The sequence below is a fragment of the Pseudogemmobacter hezensis genome, assembly GCF_013155295.1.
GTDB lineage: Bacteria > Pseudomonadota > Alphaproteobacteria > Rhodobacterales > Rhodobacteraceae > Pseudogemmobacter > Pseudogemmobacter hezensis.
In genome coordinates this window covers 1-22,158 of the sequence record NZ_JABJXT010000035.1, presented here as the reverse complement: position 1 = coordinate 22,158, position 22,158 = coordinate 1, and the positions used below count along the sequence as shown (strand labels likewise).

At 62.5% G+C, this 22,158-nt stretch carries 18 protein-coding genes and 2 pseudogenes; 16 read left to right on the top strand and 4 right to left on the bottom strand.

Going from position 1 to position 22,158, the window contains the following annotated elements; translation table 11 throughout:
- From HOY34_RS20985 to HOY34_RS20970, 4 genes and pseudogenes are all read left to right on the top strand, one after another.
- Positions 1-509 (top strand): annotated as a pseudogene (locus tag HOY34_RS20985) (bifunctional methylenetetrahydrofolate dehydrogenase/methenyltetrahydrofolate cyclohydrolase); the annotation flags it as partial.
- Complete coding sequence (locus tag HOY34_RS20980) at positions 464-1,396, top strand: bifunctional 5,10-methylenetetrahydrofolate dehydrogenase/5,10-methenyltetrahydrofolate cyclohydrolase (protein WP_172366510.1); 933 nt, start codon at positions 464-466, stop codon at positions 1,394-1,396. The pseudogene HOY34_RS20985 and the gene HOY34_RS20980, both read left to right, overlap by 46 nt.
- A 133-nt stretch (positions 1,397-1,529) precedes the next feature.
- Complete coding sequence (locus tag HOY34_RS20975; RefSeq protein ID WP_172366508.1) at positions 1,530-3,899, top strand: trimethylamine N-oxide demethylase; 2,370 nt, start codon at positions 1,530-1,532, stop codon at positions 3,897-3,899.
- 12 nt (positions 3,900-3,911) lie between these two features.
- Positions 3,912-4,331: a group II truncated hemoglobin gene (locus HOY34_RS20970; RefSeq protein ID WP_172366506.1), complete on the top strand. Its 420-nt coding sequence runs from the start codon at positions 3,912-3,914 to the stop codon at positions 4,329-4,331.
- 27 nt (positions 4,332-4,358) lie between these two features.
- Here the strand turns inward: HOY34_RS20970 and HOY34_RS20965 are convergent, their stop codons facing one another.
- A complete protein-coding gene (locus HOY34_RS20965) occupies positions 4,359-5,627 on the bottom strand; it encodes a glycerate kinase type-2 family protein (protein WP_366926999.1) in 1,269 nt (422 codons plus the stop codon).
- Between the two features lie 466 nt (positions 5,628-6,093).
- Here HOY34_RS20965 and HOY34_RS20960 point away from each other — a divergent pair, with 466 nt between their 5' ends.
- From HOY34_RS20960 to HOY34_RS20910, 11 genes are all read left to right on the top strand, one after another.
- The gene (locus HOY34_RS20960; RefSeq protein ID WP_366926998.1) at positions 6,094-6,636 is read left to right on the top strand and encodes an NUDIX hydrolase; all 543 of its coding nucleotides are present in this window, start codon (positions 6,094-6,096) and stop codon (positions 6,634-6,636) included.
- 81 nt (positions 6,637-6,717) lie between these two features.
- Entirely contained in the window at positions 6,718-8,217 is a 1,500-nt protein-coding gene (locus tag HOY34_RS20955; RefSeq protein WP_172366504.1) for an inorganic phosphate transporter, read from the top strand.
- 237 nt (positions 8,218-8,454) lie between these two features.
- The gene (locus HOY34_RS20950; RefSeq protein ID WP_172366502.1) at positions 8,455-9,537 is read left to right on the top strand and encodes a transporter substrate-binding protein; all 1,083 of its coding nucleotides are present in this window, start codon (positions 8,455-8,457) and stop codon (positions 9,535-9,537) included.
- Complete coding sequence (locus HOY34_RS20945; RefSeq protein WP_172366500.1) at positions 9,534-10,145, top strand: ANTAR domain-containing response regulator; 612 nt, start codon at positions 9,534-9,536, stop codon at positions 10,143-10,145. Before HOY34_RS20950 ends, HOY34_RS20945 begins: the two co-directional genes overlap by 4 nt.
- Positions 10,117-11,055, top strand: coding sequence for an ABC transporter permease (locus tag HOY34_RS20940; protein WP_172366498.1), 939 nt, complete (start codon positions 10,117-10,119; stop codon positions 11,053-11,055). Before HOY34_RS20945 ends, HOY34_RS20940 begins: the two co-directional genes overlap by 29 nt.
- The gene (locus HOY34_RS20935; protein ID WP_172366496.1) at positions 11,055-11,975 is read left to right on the top strand and encodes an ABC transporter permease; all 921 of its coding nucleotides are present in this window, start codon (positions 11,055-11,057) and stop codon (positions 11,973-11,975) included. Before HOY34_RS20940 ends, HOY34_RS20935 begins: the two co-directional genes overlap by 1 nt.
- Before the next feature lie 32 nt (positions 11,976-12,007).
- Positions 12,008-13,612: an ABC transporter substrate-binding protein gene (locus HOY34_RS20930; protein ID WP_172366494.1), complete on the top strand. Its 1,605-nt coding sequence runs from the start codon at positions 12,008-12,010 to the stop codon at positions 13,610-13,612.
- Between the two features lie 9 nt (positions 13,613-13,621).
- Positions 13,622-14,581, top strand: coding sequence for an acetamidase/formamidase family protein (locus tag HOY34_RS20925; RefSeq protein WP_172366492.1), 960 nt, complete (start codon positions 13,622-13,624; stop codon positions 14,579-14,581).
- Complete coding sequence (locus HOY34_RS20920; RefSeq protein WP_172366490.1) at positions 14,578-16,338, top strand: ABC transporter ATP-binding protein; 1,761 nt, start codon at positions 14,578-14,580, stop codon at positions 16,336-16,338. The genes HOY34_RS20925 and HOY34_RS20920 overlap by 4 nt, the downstream gene beginning before the upstream one ends.
- A gap of 188 nt (positions 16,339-16,526) precedes the next feature.
- Complete coding sequence (locus HOY34_RS20915; RefSeq protein ID WP_172366488.1) at positions 16,527-17,393, top strand: SDR family oxidoreductase; 867 nt, start codon at positions 16,527-16,529, stop codon at positions 17,391-17,393.
- Between the two features lie 127 nt (positions 17,394-17,520).
- On the top strand, positions 17,521-17,919 hold the full coding sequence (locus HOY34_RS20910) for a nuclear transport factor 2 family protein (protein WP_172366486.1): 399 nt from the start codon (positions 17,521-17,523) through the stop codon (positions 17,917-17,919).
- Positions 17,920-18,040: 121 nt separating this feature from the next.
- Here HOY34_RS20910 and HOY34_RS20905 read toward each other — a convergent pair whose 3' ends face one another.
- Positions 18,041-19,381: a trimethylamine monooxygenase gene (locus HOY34_RS20905; protein ID WP_172366484.1), complete on the bottom strand. Its 1,341-nt coding sequence runs from the start codon at positions 19,379-19,381 to the stop codon at positions 18,041-18,043.
- Between the two features lie 166 nt (positions 19,382-19,547).
- Here HOY34_RS20905 and HOY34_RS20900 point away from each other — a divergent pair, with 166 nt between their 5' ends.
- Positions 19,548-20,903, top strand: a complete 1,356-nt coding sequence (locus HOY34_RS20900; RefSeq protein ID WP_172366482.1) for an ABC transporter substrate-binding protein — start codon at positions 19,548-19,550, stop codon at positions 20,901-20,903.
- Here the strand turns inward: HOY34_RS20900 and HOY34_RS20895 are convergent.
- Both HOY34_RS20895 and HOY34_RS20890 read right to left on the bottom strand, forming a co-directional pair.
- On the bottom strand, positions 20,851-21,570 hold the full coding sequence (locus HOY34_RS20895; RefSeq protein ID WP_172366480.1) for a FadR/GntR family transcriptional regulator: 720 nt from the start codon (positions 21,568-21,570) through the stop codon (positions 20,851-20,853). The two genes, HOY34_RS20900 and HOY34_RS20895, sit on opposite strands and share 53 nt — an antisense overlap.
- A gap of 138 nt (positions 21,571-21,708) precedes the next feature.
- Positions 21,709-22,158, bottom strand: a pseudogene (locus tag HOY34_RS20890) (type III glutamate--ammonia ligase); the annotation flags it as partial.

Below are 22,158 nucleotides of genomic sequence, written 5' to 3'. Positions count from 1 at the left end.
TCGGGCTTTTGGGCACCGGGCAGAAGTCGATGGTGCCCTGCACGCCGCTGGGCTGTCTGATGATGCTGCGCGACCATCATGGCAGCCTTGCGGGGCTGAATGCGGTGGTGGTCGGGCGCTCGAACATCGTCGGCAAGCCGATGGCGCAGCTTTTGCTGGGCGACAGCTGCACGGTGACGATTGCGCATAGCCGCACCAAAGATCTGGCCTCGGTCTGCCGCAGCGCGGATATCCTGGTCGCAGCCGTGGGCCGGCCCGAGATGATCACCGGCGATATGGTGAAACCGGGCGCGACCGTGATCGATGTTGGCATCAACCGGATTGAGCGCGACGGCAAAAACCGCCTGGTCGGTGACGTGCATTATGACAGCGCGGCCGAGGTCGCAGGCGCAATCACCCCGGTCCCCGGCGGCGTCGGCCCGATGACCATCGCCTGCCTGCTGGCAAATACCCTCACCGCCGCATGCCGCGCAAACGGCCTGCAAGAACCAAAAGGGCTGACCGCGTGAGTGTGAAAGATCATCGCTTCATCGACGGCCGCGCGGTGCAACAGCGCCTGCTGGCCGAGGTCCGCGCCAAAGTCCAGGAGGCCAGCGCCACCCGCCCCGTCGGGCGGCTGGTCTCGGTTTCCATAGGCCCCTCGCCCGAGGTTGCGGTCTATGTCAGGAACCAGGCGCGGGGCGCGGCGGCTGCCGGGATCCCCTTTGACCAGCAGCTCTGGCCCGCCGGGATCACCCAGGATGAGGCCAAACGCCTGATCACCCAGATGAATGACCGCGACGATGTGCTGGGGATCATCCTGCAGCGCCCGGTGCCCCCCCATATCAATGTGCGCTCGCTGCAATCGGCGATCCACCCGCTGAAAGATGTCGAGGGGATGAACCCCGCCTCTATCGGCAATATCGTCTATAATGACGTGGCGATGGCGCCCTGCACCGCCGCCGCAGCGGTGGAACTGCTGCGCGAAACCGGCCTTGAGATGAAGGGGCTGGAGGTGGTGATGATCGGCCATTCCGAGATCGTCGGGAAGCCTGTCGCCTTCCTTTTGATGGCCGAGGGCGCGACCGTCACCGTTTGCCACCATATGACCCGCAATCTGGCGATGCATTCGCGCCGGGCTGATGCGGTGGTGGTGGCGGTGGGCAAGGCGCATCTGATCGGGCCGGATATGATCAAGCCCGGTGCGGCTGTCATTGATATCGGCATCAACCAGGTCACCGACCCCGATGGCACGGTCCGGATCGTCGGCGATGTCGATACCGACCGCGTCAAAGAGGTGGCGGGCTGGATTACCCCGGTGCCAGGCGGCGTCGGCCCGGTGACGGTTGCGATCCTGATGCGCAATGCGATCACCGCGCACCAGCGCCAGATCGCGGCGGGATGGCTGCAAAGCTAAGCTTTTTCGCGCGGGCCCTATCAGGCCCGTGCCGCCCCTCGCGCTTTACGTTGACTTGTGCCCGCGCCGATCTACTGTATTCCTTAGCGTAAAATTATTTTCTGCATACGCATGATGCGTGATGGAGGATGCGATGCTCGACCAGGCATATCCCGAGGTCATCCCGGGCCCGCCCAGACCAAGCCAGATCATCCGGCCCGCCGGGCTGATGCTGCCCAAAGGAACCGAGCGTTACTCGGTCCCGGGTGCAGGCGCGATGTCTGTATTCATTGGCGCAGGCGACCGGATCACCCTCATCAATGATGAGGGCGGCCAGCCCTGTGAGGTGATGGCAGTGGGGCCGGACGGGGCCTTTGACCCGGCCATTCTCGACCTTGGCGCAGATGGTGACGCGCCCGGCTTTCGGGCGCTGCTGGCCTCGGGCGAGGCAAGCCTTGCGCGCATGCATCAGCGCCTGAAACAGCTGGGCCTGGATCTCGGCGCGATCCGCGCCAGCCGCTTTTTCGACGCGACCAGCCCGGCCCGCAGCACCATCGATTTCACCGCCAAACGAGAGGCGCTGCTGATCCTGGCGGCCCCCGGCGGCGATATGTCGCCCGATGGCCAGGACAGCGCGACGCCGCTGACGGTTTTCGTCAAACGCGCCCAGGCGAATTTTGCGCTGAAGCCAGAGCTGCCCGACCCGCTTTCCGACCCGCTGCAAGAGGTGCGCGTCCATTCCGCCACCGCCGAGACCTATGTCGTAAAGGCGGGTGAATATATCCAGATCCTCGACGTAAGTGGCCGTCAATGCACAGATTTTCAGTGTTTTGACGCGCGCAAGCTGGACCGCGGCATCGAGCATCCGCTGGATGTAACGGCCACCCGCTCGGTCATGGGGCATGCCTATCCTATGCCGGGGCTGCATGCGAAATACTACGACCAGGACTTCCAGCCGCTGGTCGAGGTGATCCAGGACACCTGTGGCCGCCATGACGCCTTTTCGCTGGCCTGCTATGCGAAATATTACGACGATATCGGCTATCCGGGCCATGTGAACTGCACCGAAAACTACAATGCGGTGCTGGCAAAACATGGCGTCACGCCGCGCGGCGGCTGGATGGCGGCGAACTTCTTCTTCAACACCGGCGTCGATGATCACGGCGTGATGTATGCCGATGAGCCCTGGTCACGCCCGGGCGATTACGTGCTGCTGCGCGCCATGACCGACCTTGTCTGCGTCAACTCGGCCTGCCCTGACGACACCACTGCCGCCAATGGCTGGAATCCGACCGACATCCATATCCGCACCTATGCCGCGACCCAGAAATTCAGCCGCGCCGTTGCCTTCCGCGCGACCCCAGATTCGGAGCCGAAAATGACCAGAGAGACCGGGTTCCACGACCGGCTTGCAAAGCTGACCCGCAACTTTGTCGAATACAAAGGTTTCTGGCTGGTTAATTCCTTCGCCGAAGCCGGCCCGACCGAGGAATATCTCGCCGCGCGGCAGAAGTCGGTGGTGATGGATCTGTCGGCTTTGCGCAAATATGAGATCATCGGCCCGGATTCCGAGGCGCTGATGCAATACACGCTGACGCGCGATGTGAAAAAGCTGACCGTGGGCCAGATCGTCTATTCCGCGATGTGCTATCCGCATGGTGGGATGATCGACGATGGCACGGTGTTTAAACTTGGCGACAATAATTTCCGCTGGGTTTGTGGTGACGAATATTCCGGCACCTGGCTGCGCGAACAGGCCGAAAAGCTGGGGCTGAAGGTTCTGGTGCGCGACTCGACCGATCAGCTGCACAATCTGGCGGTTCAGGGCCCCGAAAGCCGCACGCTGCTGGACAAGGTGATCTGGACGCCGCCGCATCAACCCACCATCCAGGAGCTGGCCTGGTTCCGCTTTACCATCGGCCGCATCGGTGACGCCAATGGCATTCCGGTCGTGGTTTCGCGCACCGGCTATACGGGCGAGCTGGGCTATGAGGTCTGGTGCCATCCGAAACACGCGGGCGAAGTCTTTGATGCGATTTGGGAAAAGGGCCCCGAACACGGTCTGCGCCCGATGGGCCTTCTGGCGCTGGATATGCTGCGGATCGAGGCCGGGCTGATCTTTGCGGGCTATGACTTCTCGGATCAGACCGACCCGTTTGAGGCCGGGATCGGCTTTACCGTGCCGCTGAAGGGCAAGACCGATGACTTCATCGGCCGTGACGCGCTGATCCGTCGCAAGGAAAATCCGATGCATAAATTCGTCGGCCTGGACATCGATTCGAATGTCTCGGTCGGGCACGGCGACTGCATCCATATCGGGCGGGCGCAGATCGGGGTGGTGACCTCTTCGATGCGCTCACCGCTGCTGAAGAAGAACATCGCGCTGGCGCGGGTCGATATTTCCCATGCGGAACCGGGGACAGAGGTCGAGATTGGCAAGCTGGACGGCCAGCAAAAACGCCTGCCCGCAAAGATCGTGACGCTGTCGCATTACGATCCGAAAAAGACCCGCCCGCAGTCGTAAGTCCCGGGCGGCATGACCAGCATCCTCGATCAGATCGGCGGGGAAGAGGCGCTGCGGCGCCTCGTTAACCGCTTTTACGACCTGGTCGAGACGGACCCGCGCGGCCGCCATATCCTGCATCTGCACTTTCGCGGCCATGGGCTTTCCCATGTGCGCGAAGAGCAGTTCGCTTTCCTGTCCGGCTTTCTGGGCGGGCGGCGTTACTATCTGGAAAAGCACGGGAATATGGATATCCGCCAGATCCATGCCCATATTCCGATCCGCGAAAAGGATGCCCTGGACTGGCTGGCGCTGATGGATCAGGCGATCACCGATTGCGCGATGAGCGGCCCCCAGGTCGAGCGGGTGCGCAGCACCTTCCACCGCGTCGCCCATGCGCTGATAAATGACCTGCCCGCCTCTGGAATCCCGGCCTCCGGAATGCCAGCCTGAGGCCGCCTGCCCGCGCCCGTGTCCGCGTTAACCGATCAGCAAGATCTGCACATCCGCAACATTGGTGCCACTCGCGCCGGTGATCAGCAGATCGCCCGAGGCCGCCAGCGCCGCGTTCGAGGCATTGTCCGCCAACAGCGCCACCGGGTCACAGCCCCCGCGCATTCGCGCAGCCGAGCCGCCATCAACCAGACCGCCCGCCGCCTCGGTCGGGCCATCGCGCCCATCGGTGCCCCCGGACAAAAACACCCAATCGCGCCCTTGCAGCCGCGTCTCGCCCAGCAGCGCCACCCGCAGCGCAAGCTCTTGATTGCGACCGCCTTTTCCACTTCCGCGCAGGGTGACGGTGGTCTCCCCGCCCCAGATCAGGCAGCGCCCCGGCGGCGCCTGTTCTGCCGCTGCAACAATCCACTCGGCGGCGTCGGCGACATCGCCTTCAAGCGCGGCATCGTCCAGAATGGCACCCGCGCCCAGATGATCTCGCACCGCCTCGACGCTTTTGCGGTTAGAGCCAATCAGCATGTTCAGCGCCGCCGCAGGTGGGGCGGCGGGCGTGGTGGCCGCCGTCAGATACACCTGCACCGCAGCGGGCAGTTGCGCCCAAAGCCCGGCCCCGACCAGGATCTCGCGCGCCTCGGCAGGCCCGCCCAGGGGGGCGACGGTCGGGCCGCTGGCAATCGTGCGCAGATCATCGCCGATCACGTCTGAAAGAATCCAGGCCGAAACCGGAGCCGGATCGGCCAGCCGCAGCAGACCACCGCCCTTCAGCTGCGAAAGGCTCTGCCGGACCAGGTTCATCCGGGTAATATCCAGGCCCCCGGCCAGCAACAGACGGTTAACGGCGGCCTTGTCCTCAAGGCTGACACCGGGCACCGGCGCGGGCAACAGCGCCGAGCCACCACCGGAAATCAGCGCGATCACCCGGTCATCGGGCCCGGCTGCCGCCAGGGCCCGCATGACCGCCTGACCAGCTGCCAGCCCGTTCGCATCCGGCACCGGATGGCCTGCGGCAAAGACCTGAACATCGTCAAAACCAGGGGGAAGCGCGGCAGCATTTTCATAATTGGTGACCAGGATCACCTCTGCTCCAGGCTGCAAATGACGCCGGGCCTCAGCCACCATCGGCACCGCCGCCTTGCCCAGCGCAATCACGATCTGCCGCCCCGGCCCGATGGGGAAAGGCGCATCACCCAGCGCCCTGGACAGCGCCTCAGCCGGATCTGCCGCCTGCACCGCCAGCGCAAAAAGCGCCTGCGCCCTGTTGCGCAGACTGGCCACGCCTTGCCCCATATCCATAGCTTCCCCCCGATCTGTCCGCTTTTCGGCTGGATTGTCTGCCTGCGCAGCTGCCTGGCCCAGGCACGGCACAGCCAATCATTCCGCCATTCACTGAGATCACAGTCTTATCCCGGAACGCGGCTTTTGCAATCAGCCTCACGTTGCTGCGCCCGCTTATCCCGTCACAGCGTTCTGCGGCGCAGATGGTATGGACAGATGCGCCTGCGGGCGTCACGCGCGGCCTGGATGGAAAAGGCCCAACATACCCCCTCGGGCTGTCTGGTGCCACATCGCAGATGGCTTTCGTATTTCCAATTTTTCTGGTGATATTCAGAGGCAGAAGTCCCGAATAGTTTCACTTATCGCACATTCTTCAGATCTTTCTGCCCGTATCAGCCCTCTGGATCTATTGTGAAATTATTGTAACAGTTTTGCGTCAAACCCTGTCGATCCTGCCGCTGACAGCTGTTAGACAGGCGACAACATGGGGATGTTTATGCTGCGCAAACTCTGGACCGATTTCATTTCCCTGATCCTGCGGCGCCCATCGCGCTATCAGGTCGCGGCTCTTTGCTGGCGCGCGGCTCCTGCCCCGGCGGATGAAACCACAACGGCCGAAAACCCGGCCGAAAACCCAGGCCCGAACCCGGGCGGGCTGCAGGTTCTGCTGATCACCTCTCTGACCACCGGCCGCTGGATTCTGCCCAAGGGCTGGCCGCAGATGGGCCATGACGGCGCCGCCACCGCCCTGGCAGAGGCCTGGGAAGAGGCGGGCATCCGCATCGGCACCGACCAGCCGCGCAAAATCGGCCGCTATACCTATCACAAACGTCTCAGCGGTGATGTCCCGGCCCATACGATGGTCGATGTCTATGCAATCCGCACCGAGCGCCTGCTTGACAACTATCCCGAGGCGGGACGGCGCAAACGCGTCTGGCTTACCCCCGAAGAGGCCGCAGCCCAGGTTGATGAGCCGGAACTGGCCGCATTGCTGCGCGAAAGCCCGGCCCTGATCACGGCGCAATAGCGCCCCCTCCCTGCGCCTTCACTGGCCCTCATTGCCCCCTGCCTCCAACGCGCAGCAACCTTATTGATTTCAAGAGACACTATGACCGAGAAAAGCAACCCGCAGCTGCGCGATCAGCCCGAGCCCGGCTGGCAGGTTCTTGACCGCGACCTGAACCGGATCTCGCGCGTCGAGCTGGCGGCCGGATATGCGGCAAAGCCGCTGGTCGCCCTGGGCCTGGGGCTGGTTTTCGTGGCGCTGGCCGCCAGCTGGGCAGCGCTGGTGACGGGGGGCGGATCCGCCGGGCTGGTGATCGTGATCGCTTCGGCTTTTGCCGCCTATCTGGCGCTGAATATCGGCGCGAATGATGTGGCCAATAACATGGGCCCGGCGGTTGGCGCCAATGCGCTGACCATGACCGGCGCGCTGATCATCGCGGCGATATGCGAGACGGCGGGCGCGCTGATTGCCGGGGGAGAGGTGGTCACCACTATTGCCACCGGAATTGTGGCGCCCGAAAGCCTGGCAGACAGCCGCACCTTTGTCATCGCCATGATGGCGGCGCTTTTGTCCTCGGCGGTCTGGCTGAACCTGGCCACCTGGCTTGGGGCCCCGGTCTCGACCACCCATGCGATTGTCGGCGGCGTGGCCGGGGCGGGGATTGCGGCGGCGGGGTTTGGTGCGGTCGACTGGGGCTCGATGTCGCGGATCGCGGCCAGCTGGGTGATTTCGCCCGTGCTGGGCGGTGGGCTGGCGGCGGCCACCCTTTGGGCCATCCACAAGCTGATCATCGACCGCGACGACAAGCTGGCCGCGGCCCGCATCTGGGTGCCGGTGCTGATTGCGGTGATGGCCTGGGCCTTCGCCACCTATCTGGCGCTGAAGGGGCTGAAGCATCTGTTCCATGTCAGCATCGGTCATGCCGCCCTGATCGGTCTTGGCTGCGCGGCGGCCTCCTGGCTGGCGGCAAAGCCCTATATCAGACATCAGTCGCGTGGGCTGGAAAACCGCAACAAATCGCTGAAGCTGCTGTTTCAGGTGCCGCTGGTGCTTTCGGCCGCGCTGATGAGCTTTGCCCATGGCGCCAATGATGTCTCGAACGCGATCGGGCCGCTGGCGGCGATTGTCTCGCTTTTGCATGATACGGGCAACGGCCAGGCCGGGCATGTGCCCCTTTGGGTGATGGTGATCGGGGCGCTTGGGATCTCGGTCGGGCTGATGCTGTTTGGCCCGCGCCTGATCCGCATGGTCGGCGATCAGATCACCCGGCTGAATGCGATGCGGGCCTATTGCGTGGCGCTGTCGGCGGCGGTGACGGTGATTGCGGCCAGCTGGTTCGGGATGCCGGTCAGCTCGACCCATATCGCCATCGGTGGCATTTTTGGCGTCGGCTTCTTCCGCGAAACGGTCGAGGCCAGACGGATGAAGCAGCTGACCGGCAGCGTGGGCATCCCCACCATGGCCAGCGAAGAGCGGCGTCGGCGCAAGCTGGTGCGGCGCTCGCATTTCATGACGATCATCGCGGCCTGGGTGATCACGGTTCCCGCGACGGCACTGGCCTCGGCGCTGCTGTTCCTGGCGCTGCGGGCCCTGCAGGGCTGAGGCGCGAACGGGGGCAAGCGCGGGGGGAGGCAAGCGACGGGGGCAAGCGGGAGACATCTGCACAGTTTGCAGGCACTGCCCGCCCCCATCCCCCGGATTATACCGAGAGCAGGCTCTTAGCGCTTCCAATCAACCGGAAACTGCGCTAGCGATTCTATAAATACTGGCATTCGCGCCCCGTTCCGATCACGCTTCCCGCGCTGATTGGTGCGGGTTTTTTTCGTTTTGGGGCCTTTGATGAAACGAGTCATCGACATCGGTCTGCTGCAATCACAAAGCGGTCATTACGCGGCGCTGTCCCGTGTGGTGTCTGCGGGCGTTTTGCAGGGCGTCGCCGAGGTCAATGCCAGCCCCGCCTTTGACCTTGCCTTCAACGTCCACGCGCGCGACCCCGAGTGCCGGGCCGAGCGCTACGCGCCGCTGTGCCGCCAGATCCTGCGCGAAACCCCGGCCCGCCATATCTTTGGCTGCGTAACCTCGTCCAGCCGCAAAGACGTGATCCCTGAGCTGGAACGCCATGACGGCATCCTTTGGTATCCCCTGCCCTATGAGGGGTTCGAGGCCTCAGAGCGGGTAGCCTATATGCATTCCTGCCCCAATCAGCACCTGCTGCCGCTGCTGGACTGGGCCATTCCGACGCTGGGCCCGCGCGGTTATCTGATCGGCTCGAATTACATCTGGGGCTGGGAAATCGCCCAGATCGCGCGTGAGCGGATCACCGGCGCGGGCGGCCTGGTGATGGGCGACCGCTATCTGGCAACAGGCGATACCGAGGCCGATCATATCATCGCCGAGATCGAAGCGCTTCGCCCCGACTTCATCCTGAATTCGCTGATCGGCGACAGCTCTTACAGCTTCATGCGCCAGCTGGCCGGGCTGCGGGCGCAAAGCGGGGCCGCGCTTCCGGTGCTGTCTTGCAACTTCACCGAGGTCGAAATCGACAGCTGCGGTGGTGCGGCCGAGGGGCTGGTCTCGGCGGGGCCCTGGTTTGAACCGACCGACGACCAGGGCGACAGGCGGCGCGGCTCACTGGCCGAGATGGCGCGCCTCGCCGTTCATGAACTGGCGCAGCTTTTGCATGGCAGACCCGGCGCCGGGGATCTGAGCCTGGCCGAGCTGACCCAGCTGGCCCTGGCCGCAGGTCAGCCGCTGCGCCTTGATCCGACCCATTTCCACGCCCGCCAGCCCGTGGTGATCGCGCAGATCCAGGGCGGCCGCTTTCATGAGGTCCTGCGCCATCCCCCCCGCACCGCCGACCCCTATCTGACCGGACGCGAGCGCGGCCTGACGCTTCGCCCGCCGCTGCGGGTGGTCTCATGACCCGGATCCGCACCGAAAACCTCGGAGAGGCGCTGGCCTTCGTGCTGCACCGCCCCCATCCCGCGATCCAGGCGCTGATCCGTCAGCTTTCAGTTATCGGGCTTGAGGTGCGTGAGGTCTGGCCCGAACTGCCCGCTGAGGCAATCAGCGCCGATTTCATCTTTTACGACGCCGATTCCGGCCATGATGCGCAATTTCCCTGGGCAGCCGGGGCCTCGCCGATGCCGATGATCGCGCTGATCGGGTCCGAGGCACCGGGGCGGCTGGCATGGGCGCTGACAATGGGGGCGCATGGGCAGCTTTTGAAACCCGCCACCGACAAGGGCGTCTATGCGGCGCTCCTGGTGGCGCGGGCCAATTTCGACCGCGCCCGCGCCTCAGAAGCGCAGATCGCCGATCTCGAAGACCGTCTTTCGGCCCGCCAGACCGTGGTGCAGGCGGTGATGATCTTCGTCTTGCGCGGCAAATCCGAGGCCGAGGCCTATGAAATCCTGCGCCAGACCGCGATGGCCTGGCGCGTCACCATCGAGACCGCTGCCCGGCAGCTGGTTGCCAATCACAATGCAGAAAGGGCCCCGGATGAGCGTCGCCGCACCGACATCTCCTGAGCCGGGCACTCAGCCAGGCCCACAACCGGATCCGCAACAGGCAGGGCCAATCAGCGCCGCGCCCTCGGTGCTGCGCCGGCTGTTGTCGCGCAAGCTGGCGCTTTTTGGGCTGTTCATCATCCTGATCTGCGTGGGCGGTGCGGTCTTTGCCCGCTGGCTGGCCCCCTTTGACCCCGCCGAGCAATTCTTTGACGGGCTGACCATTGAGGGCTCGCCGATGCCGCCCGGGCCGGTTTACTGGTTCGGAACCGATCTTCTGGGCCGTGATCTGCTGTCACGGCTGCTTTACGGCGCACAGACCTCGCTGATCATCGGCATCGTCGCCAATGGGGCGGCGCTGCTGATCGGCACCCTGGTGGGCGTGACGGCGGGCTATTTCCGCGGGCTGATCGGGGCCGGGCTGATGCGTTTCACCGATCTGATGATGGCCTTCCCCGCGCTTTTGCTGGCGATTTGCCTCGCGGCGATTTTTCAGCCCTCGCTCTGGATCGTGGCGATGGTGATCGCCTGCGTGAACTGGGTGCAGACGGCGCGGGTGGTCTATACCCAGACCTCTTCGCTGGCCGAGCGCGATTTCATCGCCGCCGAAAAGACCCTGGGCGCAGGGCATGGCCGCATCCTTTTTCGCCATATCCTGCCGCATCTGATGCCGACGCTGATCGTCTGGGGCACGCTGGGGATTTCCACCACCGTGCTGCTGGAGGCGACGCTGTCCTTTCTGGGCGTCGGCGTGCAGCCCCCTACCCCCTCCTGGGGCAATATCATCTTTGAAAACCAGACCTGGTTTCAGGCCGCCCCCTGGCTGGTCTTTATCCCCGGCGCGGTGATCCTTTTGCTGGCCCTGGCCTTTAACCTTGTCGGGGATGCGCTGCGCGACATCCTGGACCCGACCCAGCAGGGGCGCGACTGATGGCTGCTTATATCCTGCGCCGCCTTGTGACGGCAGCTCTGATCCTTCTGGGCGTCTCTTTCATCACCTTCGTGCTGCTTTATGTGCTGCCCGCAGACCCGGTGCGCCAGATCGCGGGCCGCTCGGCCACGCCGGAAACGGTTGAGAGTATCCGCCGCCAGCTGGGCCTCGATCAGCCGCTTGTCGTGCAATACGGCAATTACCTGTGGAACCTGCTGCAGGGGGATCTGGGCCGCTCTTATCTGCAAAAGACCGAAGTGGCGACGCTGATCACCGCCCGCCTGCCCGCAACCCTTTTGCTGATGGTGGCTGCGATCTTCTGCGAGCTGGTGATCGGCCTGACCCTTGGCGTGATCGCCGCGCTTTACCGGGGCCGGGCGCTGGACAATGTGCTGATGCTTTCCAGCTTTGTCACCGTATCCGCGCCGCAATTCGTGGTGGCGCTTTTGCTGCTTTATGTCTTCTCGGTGCAGCTGGGCTGGTTCCCGATCGGCGGCTACGGGACATTTTCGCATCTGGTGCTGCCTGCGGTGACGCTGGGGATCCTGGGCTCTGGCTGGTATGCGCGGATCATGCGCTCTTCCATGCTGGATGTGCTGCGCGCCGATTTCATCCGCACCGCCCGCGCCAAGGGCCTCGGCCGCGGCCGCATCATCCTGGGCCATGCGATCCCCAATGCGATCCTGCCGGTGATTGCGATGATAGGCATTGATATCGGCATGTTCATGTCCGGCATCGTGGTGGTCGAAAGCGTTTTTGGCTGGCCCGGCATCGGCCAGCTGGCCTGGCAGGCCATTCAGCGCGTCGACATCCCGATCATCATGGGCGTCACGCTGATCTCGGCGCTGGCCATCGTGATCGGCAATCTGATCGCCGACCTGATCTCGCCGCTGATCGACCCCCGCATCAAACTGCACTGACCTTAGACCTACTGCCCAACAGGAGTAAGAAAATGAAAAAACTGATCCTTTCCACCGCCCTTTCGGCGATGATGGCCCTTAGCCCCGCGCTGGCGGAAACCCCGGTCCATGGCGGCAATATGATCGTCACCTACAAAGACGACGTGGCCACGCTTGACCCGGCAATCGGCTATGACTGGCAGAACTGGTCGATGATCAAATCGGTCTTTGACGGGCTGATGGATTACGAGCCGGGCACCACCACCCTGCGCCCGGGCCTGGCCGAAAGCTATGAGATCTCGGAAGACGGGCTGAGCTATACCTTCAAACTGCGCCCCGGCGTCAAATTCCACAATGGCCGCGAGATGACCGCCGAGGATGTGGTCTGGTCGATCAACCGCGTCGTCAATCCCGCCACCCAATCGCCGGGCCAGGGCTTTTTTGCGATGATCGAGGGCTTTGATGCCTCGTCGGTTGATGGCTCGCCGCTGACGGGTGTCAGTGCGCCTGATGCGGGCACCGTGGTCTTCAAACTCTCGCGCCCGGATGCGACCTTCCTGCATGTGATGGCGCTGAACTTCTCTTACGTGGTGCCCAAAGAGGCGGTTGAGGCCGCAGGCGCCGATTTCGGCAAGCAGCCGGTCGGCACCGGGGCGTTCAAACTGGCGGAATGGACGCTGGGCCAGCGCCTGGTGTTTGAGAAAAACGCAGACTACTGGATCCCGGGCGTGCCCTATCTGGACAGCTTCACCGTCGAGGTCGGCCAGGAGCCGGTCGTCGCCCTGCTGCGCGCCCAGAATGGCGAGGTCGATGTGCCCGGCGACGGCATCCCGCCCGCCAAATTCACCGAGGTGATGGGCGATCCCGCCCAGGCCGCGAATGTGGTCGAGGGCGGCCAGCTGCACACCGGCTATATCACCATGAATGTGACCGCCGCGCCCTTTGACAAGGTCGAGGTCCGCCGCGCCGTCAATATGGCGATCAACAAAGACCGCATCATCCAGGTGATCAATGGCCGCGCGGTGCCCGCGAACCAGCCGCTGCCCCCCTCAATGCCGGGCTATACCAAAGATTACGCGGGCTATCCCTATGATGTCGAAGGCGCAAAGGCGCTGCTGGCTGAAGCGGGCCTCGCCGATGGGTTTGAGACCGAGATCTATGTGATGAACACCGATCCGAACCCCCGCATCGCCCAGGCGATCCAGCAGGATCTGAAGGCAATCGGCATCACCGCCAATATCCGCAGCCTCGCCCAGGCCAATGTTATCGAGGCAGGCGGCGCAGGCCAGGCCCCGATGATCTGGTCGGGCGGCATGGCCTGGATTGCCGACTTCCCCGATCCCTCGAACTTCTACGGCCCGATCCTTGGCTGCGGCGGCGCGGTTGAGGGCGGCTGGAACTGGTCGAAATACTGCAATGCCGAACTCGACGCTCTGGCGGCAAAGGCTGACAGCACCGTCGATCCGGCCAAAGCGGAAGAGCGGCTGAAACTGTGGTCTGACACCTATATGGGCGTGATGGAGGATGCCCCCTGGGCCCCCGTCTTCAACGAGCAGCGCTATACGATGAAGTCACCGCGGATGGGCGGCGCAGATGCGCTTTATGTCGATCCGGTCTCGATCCCGGTCAATTACGATTACGTCTATATCAAGGAGTGAGCACGGATCATGTGCAAGCACTGCAATCATACGATCCACGCCCATCAGCATCAGTTCGGCTGGGACAATTCCTTTGCCCCCGCCCTGACCGCTGCCCCGGGTGAGACGATCCTGTTCCAGTGCCTCGACAGTTCCGGGGGCCAGCTTGGCCCCCGCTCGACTGTTGCGGATGTGGGGGCGCTGGACTTTGGCAAGATCAACCCGGTTTCGGGGCCGATCTATGTCGATGGCGCAAGGCCCGGCGATGTGCTGAAGGTCACGATTGAAAGCTTCACGCCGCAGCTGCGCGAGGGCGCGGGCTTTGGCTGGACCGCGAATATCCCCGGCTTTGGCCTTCTGACCGATCAGTTCGAAGAGCCCGCGCTGAACGTCTGGAAATTCGATCCGACCAGCCTGGAGCCCGCGCTCTTTGGCAAAAACGCCCGCGTGCCGCTGAAGCCTTTCGCCGGCACCATCGGCAATGCGCTGGCCGAGGCCGGGCATCATTCCGTCGTGCCGCCGCGCCGGGTGGGGGGCAATCTCGACATCCGCGACCTCAGCGCAGGCACCACACTTTACCTGCCGGTCGAGGTTGAGGGCGCGCTGTTTTCCGTCGGTGACACCCATGCCGCCCAGGGCGATGGTGAGGTCTGCGGCACCGCGATTGAAAGCCCCTTCGACGTGGTGCTGACGCTGGATCTGGTCAAGAACCAGCCGCTGAAATTCCCGCGTTTCACCACCCCGGGCCCCGTCACCCGCCATCTGGACGCCAAAGGCTATGAGGTCACCACCGGCATCGACCCCGACCTTTGGGCTGCGGCCAAAGAGGCGGTCTCGGGCATGATCGACCTGCTTTGCGCCACGCAAAAGCTGGACCCGGTCGAGGCCTATATGCTGTGCTCGGTCTGCGGTGATCTGCGGATCTCCGAGATCGTCGACATGCCGAATGTGGTGGTCAGCTTCTACATCCCGCGTGTGGTGTTTGAATGACCCAGCCTGCCCTCTCTGCCGCCGATGATGTGGTTTTGCGCGTGCAGGATCTGCAGGTCTCGGCCCGGTCCGACCAGGGGCTGATCCCCCTGGTCGAAGGGCTCAGCTTTGACCTGCGGCGTGGTGAAACCCTTGCGATTGCCGGGGAAAGCGGCTCTGGCAAGTCGATCACCTCGCTTGCGGTGATGGGCCTTTTGCCCGCGCCTGCGGTGCGGGTTACGGGGGGCTCGATCCGGCTGGGCGGCACCGAGCTGACCAGGCTGCCAGAGAAAAAGCTGCAAAGCCTGCGCGGCGCGCGGATCTCGATGATCTTCCAGGAGCCGATGACCGCGCTGAACCCGGTGATGTCGATCGGCCGCCAGCTGACCGAGGCGATCCGCGCCCATGACCCGGTTCCAATGCGTGAGGCGCGGGCGCGGGCCCTGGCGGCGCTGCAGGCGGTGCGCCTGTCGCAGCCCGAGCGCCGGCTTGAACAATTCCCGCATGAGCTGTCGGGCGGTATGCGCCAGCGGGTGATGATCGCCATGGCGATTGCGCTGCGCCCCGATGTGCTGATCGCCGATGAGCCGACCACCGCGCTGGATGTGACCGTGCAGCGCGAGGTGCTTGACCTGATCCGCGATCTGCAGCGCGATCTGGGCACCGCCGTGATCCTGATCACCCATGACATGGGCGTGGTGGCCGAGATGGCCGACCGGGTGATCGTGATGAAAAAGGGCCGCGTGGTTGAGACCGCCCTCACCCCCGAATTGTTTGAGGCCCCCCGCGAGGCCTATACCCGCGAGTTGCTGGCTGCGGTGCCCCGGATTGGTGGCGGCCCTGCCCGCCCGGATCTGCCCGCCACGCCAGAGCGGCTGGTCAGCTTCCAGGATGTCTCGGTCCGCTTTCCGATCCGGGCCGGGCTGCTGGGCCGGGTGGCCGCGCGTGTCCACGCGGTCGAGCATGTCTCGGTTGAGATTTTCAAAGGTGAGACCCTGTCGCTGGTCGGCGAATCCGGCTGCGGCAAATCGACGATGGCGCGGGCGCTGGTCGGGCTGGTGCCCCATGAGGGCCGGATCGAGGTGGCGGGCACAGCGCTTTCCGAGCTGGACAGCACCGGGCGCAAGGCGCTGCGCCGCGACCTGCAGATCGTCTTCCAGGACCCGATGGCGGCGCTGGACGCGCGAATGACCGTGGGCGAGCTGATCCGCGAGCCGCTGGTCATCCACGGCATCGGCACCCCCGACGCCCAACGGGCACGGGTGCGCGACCTGCTGGACCGTGTTGGCCTGCCCGCCTCGGCAATGGGGCGCTATCCGCATCAGTTTTCCGGCGGCCAGCGCCAGCGCATCTGCATCGCGCGGGCCCTGGCACTGAAGCCAAAGCTGATCGTCTGCGATGAAAGCGTAGCGGCGCTGGATGTCTCGATCCAGGCGCGGGTGCTGGATCTGTTGCGCGATCTGCAGCGCGAAATGGGCATGAGCTTTCTCTTCATCAGCCATGACATGGCGGTGGTCGAGAATGTCTCAGACCGGGTGGCGGTGATGTATCTGGGCCAGATCGTCGAGATGGGCAGCCGCGCGCAGCTGTTCGGGAACCCGCAGCACCCCTATACGCAGCGCCTGCTGGCCGCGGTTCCGGTGCCGGACCCGCGCCGCCCGCGCGAGGCCCTGGCCCGGCTGGCGGGCGAGATCCCCAGCCCGGTCTGGCCCCTGGGCCAGGGCCCAGACCGCGTGCAGCTGCAGGATATCGGCGGCGGCCATCTGGTCGCCCGATGACGGACCGGCCAATGACGAGCCGGCCGGTGACGGATCCGCCAGTGAGGGGCCGCCCCTCACCCGCGGATCCTAACCTGCCCGAAAGGCGGGGATCCGCCTCAGCAATAGTTGATCAAAAGCGATAGAAGTTGATCGTTACAGCGTCCCGCGTTACCGCTAACCTGTGTTTACAATGAGTGGAGTTTGTTATGATCCTGATAAGTGGAGCAACTGGCCAGCTGGGCCAGGAGGTTGTGAAGCACCTTTTAAGCCAGGGCGCGAAAGGGCGTTTTGCCGTCCTTGCCCGCGATGCCAATAAGGCGAAGCCCTACTCCGATCAGGGGATTGAGGTTCGCATCGCGGATTTCGATGCCCCTGACACCCTGCCCGCCGCTTTTGCCGGGATTGAGACCTTTCTCTTCATCTCGACAATGTCCCAGGACCGCGGCCCGCAGCAGATCAAAGTGGTCGATGCCGCCCGCGCCGCAGGCGTGAAGCACGTCGTCTATACCGGGCTTGCCATTCACGACATCAAGACCTCGGGCGTGCGCGATCTGATGTCCAGCCATTTCGAGACCGAGGATCACATCCGCGCCTCGGGCATGGCCTGGACCTTCCTGCGCAACACCATGTATGCCGAGGCGATCGCCCAGATCGCCGGCCCGAATGCGCTGACAGACGGGATTTTCCTGCCCGGCGGCGATGGTCGCGTGCCCTATGCGCTGCGCGCGGAAATGGGCGAGGCCACCGCCAACCTGCTTTTGCAAGGCGGCCATGCCGGAAAAACCTATAATATCACCGCCAATCAGTCCTGGAGCTATGGTGATGTCGCCGCCGCGCTCAGCCGCCAGACCGGCCGCAGCCTTGGCTATCAGAACATCCCCGAAGACGCGCTGCGCGAGGGGATGAAGGCCGCCGGACTGCCCGATTTCCTGATCTGGCTGACGCTGGGCACGGTGCAGGATATCCGCAACGGTCAGTATGAAATCGAATCGCGCGATCTGCAGACCCTGCTGGGCCGGGCGCCGAAATCTGTGGATGAGATCGTGAAAACGGTCTTTGCTTTGCCAGGCTAAGCCCCCTTAACCTGACCCAGCCTGCCGAAAATTCCCGGCAGGACGATACGAAAGTGTAACCTGTGACTGTGTGATATGATGGGCAAACGCGCCCATCACACCACCTTTTTGATTGAAAGAGGCTAAAATGACCACTCCTGTACGCGCCGTAATCGACCGGATGTTCACTGCTTTCAACGCCAAAGACCTGCCCGGGGCGCTGGCCACCGTCTCTGACGACACGCTCTGGATTCACCATGGATCGCAGAAAATGCCGTCGGTGCGCTTTGAAGGCAAAAGCGGCGCTGAAAAATTCTTCGGCACCAGCTTCAGCGCGATGAAAATCGACTACTTCCGCCCGCTGACCTTTATCGAGCAGGGCGACAAAGTCGTTGTGCTGGGCGAGGAAAGCTATGTGATGGACGGGATCGAGGGCAAGCTCTCGAACAAATGGGTGCAGGTCTATACCGTCGCCAATGGCCTGATCACCAAAATGGAAGAATTCGCCACCTCGGCCGACCCCGCCTCTTATCTGGTCGTTTCCTGATCCCCCCGCGCCCCCTGGCTAAATCCGCCAGGGATACGACGGGATGATTTTAAGAAGGGGCACCGGATCAATCCGGTGCCCCTGACTGTTCAGCAGGCCTGTTTGCGCCAGAGCCGACCGTTCAGTTTTTCAGATAGCTTTCCATCGTATCATCCAGCGCATCCTTCCATGCGGTATGATGCTTTGGTGCCATCGTGCCCGTGATGACCGATTTGTAGGAATTGTTGCGAAATCCCATGATGTCTTTCTTCTTGTGCTCTTTCCACTCGAAGAAAATCTCACAGGCACCATCGACATCAAAACTGGGATAGTCGGTCTCGGCGATCAATTCCTTAACATAGTCGCCCTGATACTGGATCGCATCATGCGTATCCGCGCCTGCATCCTCACGTGCGACCCGGTCAGCCACATCAGCAAGCATCGCATCTTTGCCAGGCAGCGCGATCCGCCCCAGGATCACATCGCGCGCCCACCAGGCCTGAGCGTCGAACATGTTAAAGGTAAACCACTGATCCTGCATGCCAATATAGAACAGCGCCGGATTATGCACATAGGCCACCCCTTTATAGAGGTCATTGGTCGCCAGACGGTTCGCAGTGCGCAGGCGCAGGCCGTCGGGCAGGAACGGGAAGTGGTGCTTGTAGCCCGTGCACAGAATGATCGCATCGATCTTCTTCGTCGTGCCATCGCCAAAGGTTACGATATTCCCTTCAACTTTCTGCATATTGGGCTTTTCTTCCCAATTATCCGGCCATTTGAACCCCATCGGGGCCGAGCGATAGGTGTTGGTAATCGACTTCGCGCCGTATTTCCAACATTGCGACCCGATGTCCTCAGAGGAATACGACGTCCCAACCAGCAGAACATCCTTGCCCGTAAATTCGCGCGCATCGCGGAAATCATGGGCATGAACGATCCGGCCATTGAAACGGTCAAATCCTGGGAATTCCGGAACATTCGGCGTCGAGAAATGGCCTGACGCGACGATCACATGGTCAAATTCTTCAGAATAGCAGTGATCTTTTGGCAGATCCTGGACGGTGACCGTGAATTTTTTCCTGCTCTCATCCCAATCGACCAGCCGCACGACGTTTTCAAAGCGGATCCATTTGCGCACGCCCGCCTTTTTCACCCGCCCCTCGATATAGTCCAGCAGCACCGCCCGCGGCGGATAAGAGGCGATTTGCTTGCCGAAATGCTCTTCGAATGAGTAATCGGCAAATTCGAGCCCTTCTTTCGGCCCGTTTGACCAGAGGTAGCGATACATGGAACCATGTACCGGCTCTCCATACTGGTCCAGACCAGTGCGCCAGCTGTAGTTCCAAAGGCCGCCCCAATCAGACTGCTTTTCAAAGCACACGATTTCGGGGATTTCGGTCCCCGCGGCTTGCGCCGACTGGAATGCGCGCAGCTGCGCCAGCCCGGATGGGCCGGCCCCGATCACGGCGATTCGTTTCGTCATCCGATTGCTCCCGTTGGTCTATACCAGTTTCCTGATTGGTTCTTTATTGGTTGAACCAATTACGCGATAGGAACCGCCACATGTCAACAAATCTTCATGATGGGAATAATTTTCCGGCTATATTGGCCTATGAAAGCGACATTTGACTGATGGATGGTGCAAGAGAATGACGGGAACATCCAGTCTGGCACAGCGTCTGGCCGTCAACGGCAGGATGCGTCGGCTTGATACCGCGAACGAAAAGCGGATTGCGGTCGGTTTTCTGGCACCACTTTCAGGAGAGGTCCGCTCCTGGGGGTTGCCGGGCCTCTATGGTTGCCAGATCTGGGCTGACCAGATCAACGCCTCAGGCGGCATGATGATCGGTCATAAGCGTCACAAAGTCGAGATTCTGGCAGAGGATTGCGGCTACGATCCCGACTGTGCTCTGGCGGGGGCCAAACGGCTGGTTCAGGACGGTGACATTCGCTTTCTGATGATGTTGGGCGGCGACTCATTGCACAAGTTACGCCCATGGCTCAATGAGCGGCGCATCCTGACCTCGACGCTATTGCCCAGTGACCTTTCTCCTGACACCCCCTATCTGATCGCGCCCAGTGAGGCGCACCCATTGTTCAATGTGACCGCCGTCAACTGGCTTGCCCGCAATTTTCCTGACCTGAAGCGCGTCGCGCTTTGCAGCCAGACAGATGAGATGGGCCTGCCCTCTCTTGCAACCTACCGCGCGGCCTTCGCGGCAGATGGGTTTGCCGTTACAAATGAGGTTCTTTACCCCAATCTCGACGGCAATGCCGAAGAGATCGTGGCCGCCCTTCTTGCCAGCGCCCCGCAGATTCTATGCTGGTGCACAAGCCATACGCCAATGGTCCACGCCCTGACCGAGGCCGCCTTTCGACAGGGGTTTACCGGGCAGATTCTATCCTGCACCGCTGATGGATACCGTGATCTGATTACCAAAACGTCAACAGAGTTCATGGAAGGATTTTTGTTCCAGTTCCCTGATTTCGATGACCCCGCGCTGCAGGATAAAAGCTTCTTCTTTAACCATCCGGCAAGATTTTTCTCGGAATATGAGCATCGGTTTCCTGGCAGCTGGGGTTCGGTCTCATGGGAATATGCCGCGACACTCGATCTGTGGCACATGGCAGTACAGAAGGCAGGCACAGCTGCTGCCGTGTCCGTATTGGCCGCGCTGAAACATGGTGGCTTTGTTGATCACGCTTTTGGCCACGCCCAGTGGTTGGGCGCTGACTATTTTGGGAATGACAACCTTCTGGCAGGCGACTGGCCGGTGGTCAGAATCCTGGGCGGGAAAGCACGCATCGTGGAATTTGGCTCGGTTCCGGCCTGGCTTGACAGCCATGGCGCAAGGCTGCGCCATGAGATGGAGCGGTTGGGCCAGATGTGGTATCAGCGCCAGGGAAAGAAAGCGCCTCCTATCCGCGATACAACGATGGAAACTCAGCCCTCTATTCCTCTTGCATCAGCAGCTTCTGCTCTTCGATCAACAGAAGTTTCGTAAATTCGACCGCATTTTCTATGTCACGCGAGGCCAGCGTGTTGAAAAGCGTGTTATAATAGCGCTGGCAATCCTGGATGCGTTTCGGCGTCAGAAAGCGCCGATTAAGCGCAGCGCGAAAGGCCTGGCGCCTTGCCGCGATGACAAGGTCATAACAGGCAATGAGAAGCGGGTTGCCGGTGGCACGGGCAATATGGCGATGAAATTCATCCTCAAGACGCGCAAAGTCATCGGCATTGGTCGTCACCGCCTCCATAGAGGAAAGAACCTCCCCCAGGCCCTCGATATCGCGCGGCGACATCGCAATAATCGCCAGGCGAATCATCTCAGGCTCCAGGATCCCTCGCATGACCTGCAAGTCCAGCGGGCCCGTTTCTGCGGCGACATGGCCAATCGCAGTCTCATCCTGGCGCATCATTCCTGTCACAAAACTGCCGGATCCGGCACGCCTGCGGATGACACCCCGCCCCTCCAGCACATCAAGGGCTTCGCGCACGGTGTTTCGGGCCACGCCCAGTTCTCCGGCCAGGGTCCGCTCCGACGGCAACCGCTCATCAGCGGCATATTCCTGGCCGTTAATTCGCGCCAAAAGCGTTTCAGCCACCAGCCTGACTGTCGCCCCCAGTGACTGATCGGCAAAAAGCACCTTCACCTGTTCTGGTCTGATCATCTGCGCCCCGAATTATATCGGGCGAGTATCATCAAAAGGCCTGACCTGACGCAACACATGAAAAAAACGCGCCCGATCTCCGGGCGCGCAAGTACGGCAGGCCGGCTCAGGACCGCCCCGCCAGGGGATCGGCAAGCCTCAGATATCGATGGTGTTTCTTTTTTCCCATTCAGTGAAATGGCCGCAGTATTCGTTCCATTCCTGTGTTTTCATTTTGATGAGGGCGTTTGAGAGCTCTTCGCCGAGGGCAGATTTGAGGTCGGTATCGGCATCGAAGGCGCGGATGGCGTCGAGCAGGTTCAGGGGCAGCTTGGGCGCGTCTTTGATCAGATGGCCGTCGGTGTAGAAGTTGATGTCTGATCGCGGGCCGGGGTCGGCATTTGTGCGGATCCCGTCGAGGCCTGCGGCCAGGATCACCGCCTGCATCAGATAGGGGTTGGCGGCACCGTCGGGCAGGCGCAGCTCGAACCGGCCGGGGCCCGGGACGCGCACCATATGGGTGCGATTGTTGCCGGTCCAGGTGACCGAATTCGGCGCCCAGGTCGCACCCGATGAGGTGCGCGGCGCGTTGATGCGCTTGTAGCTGTT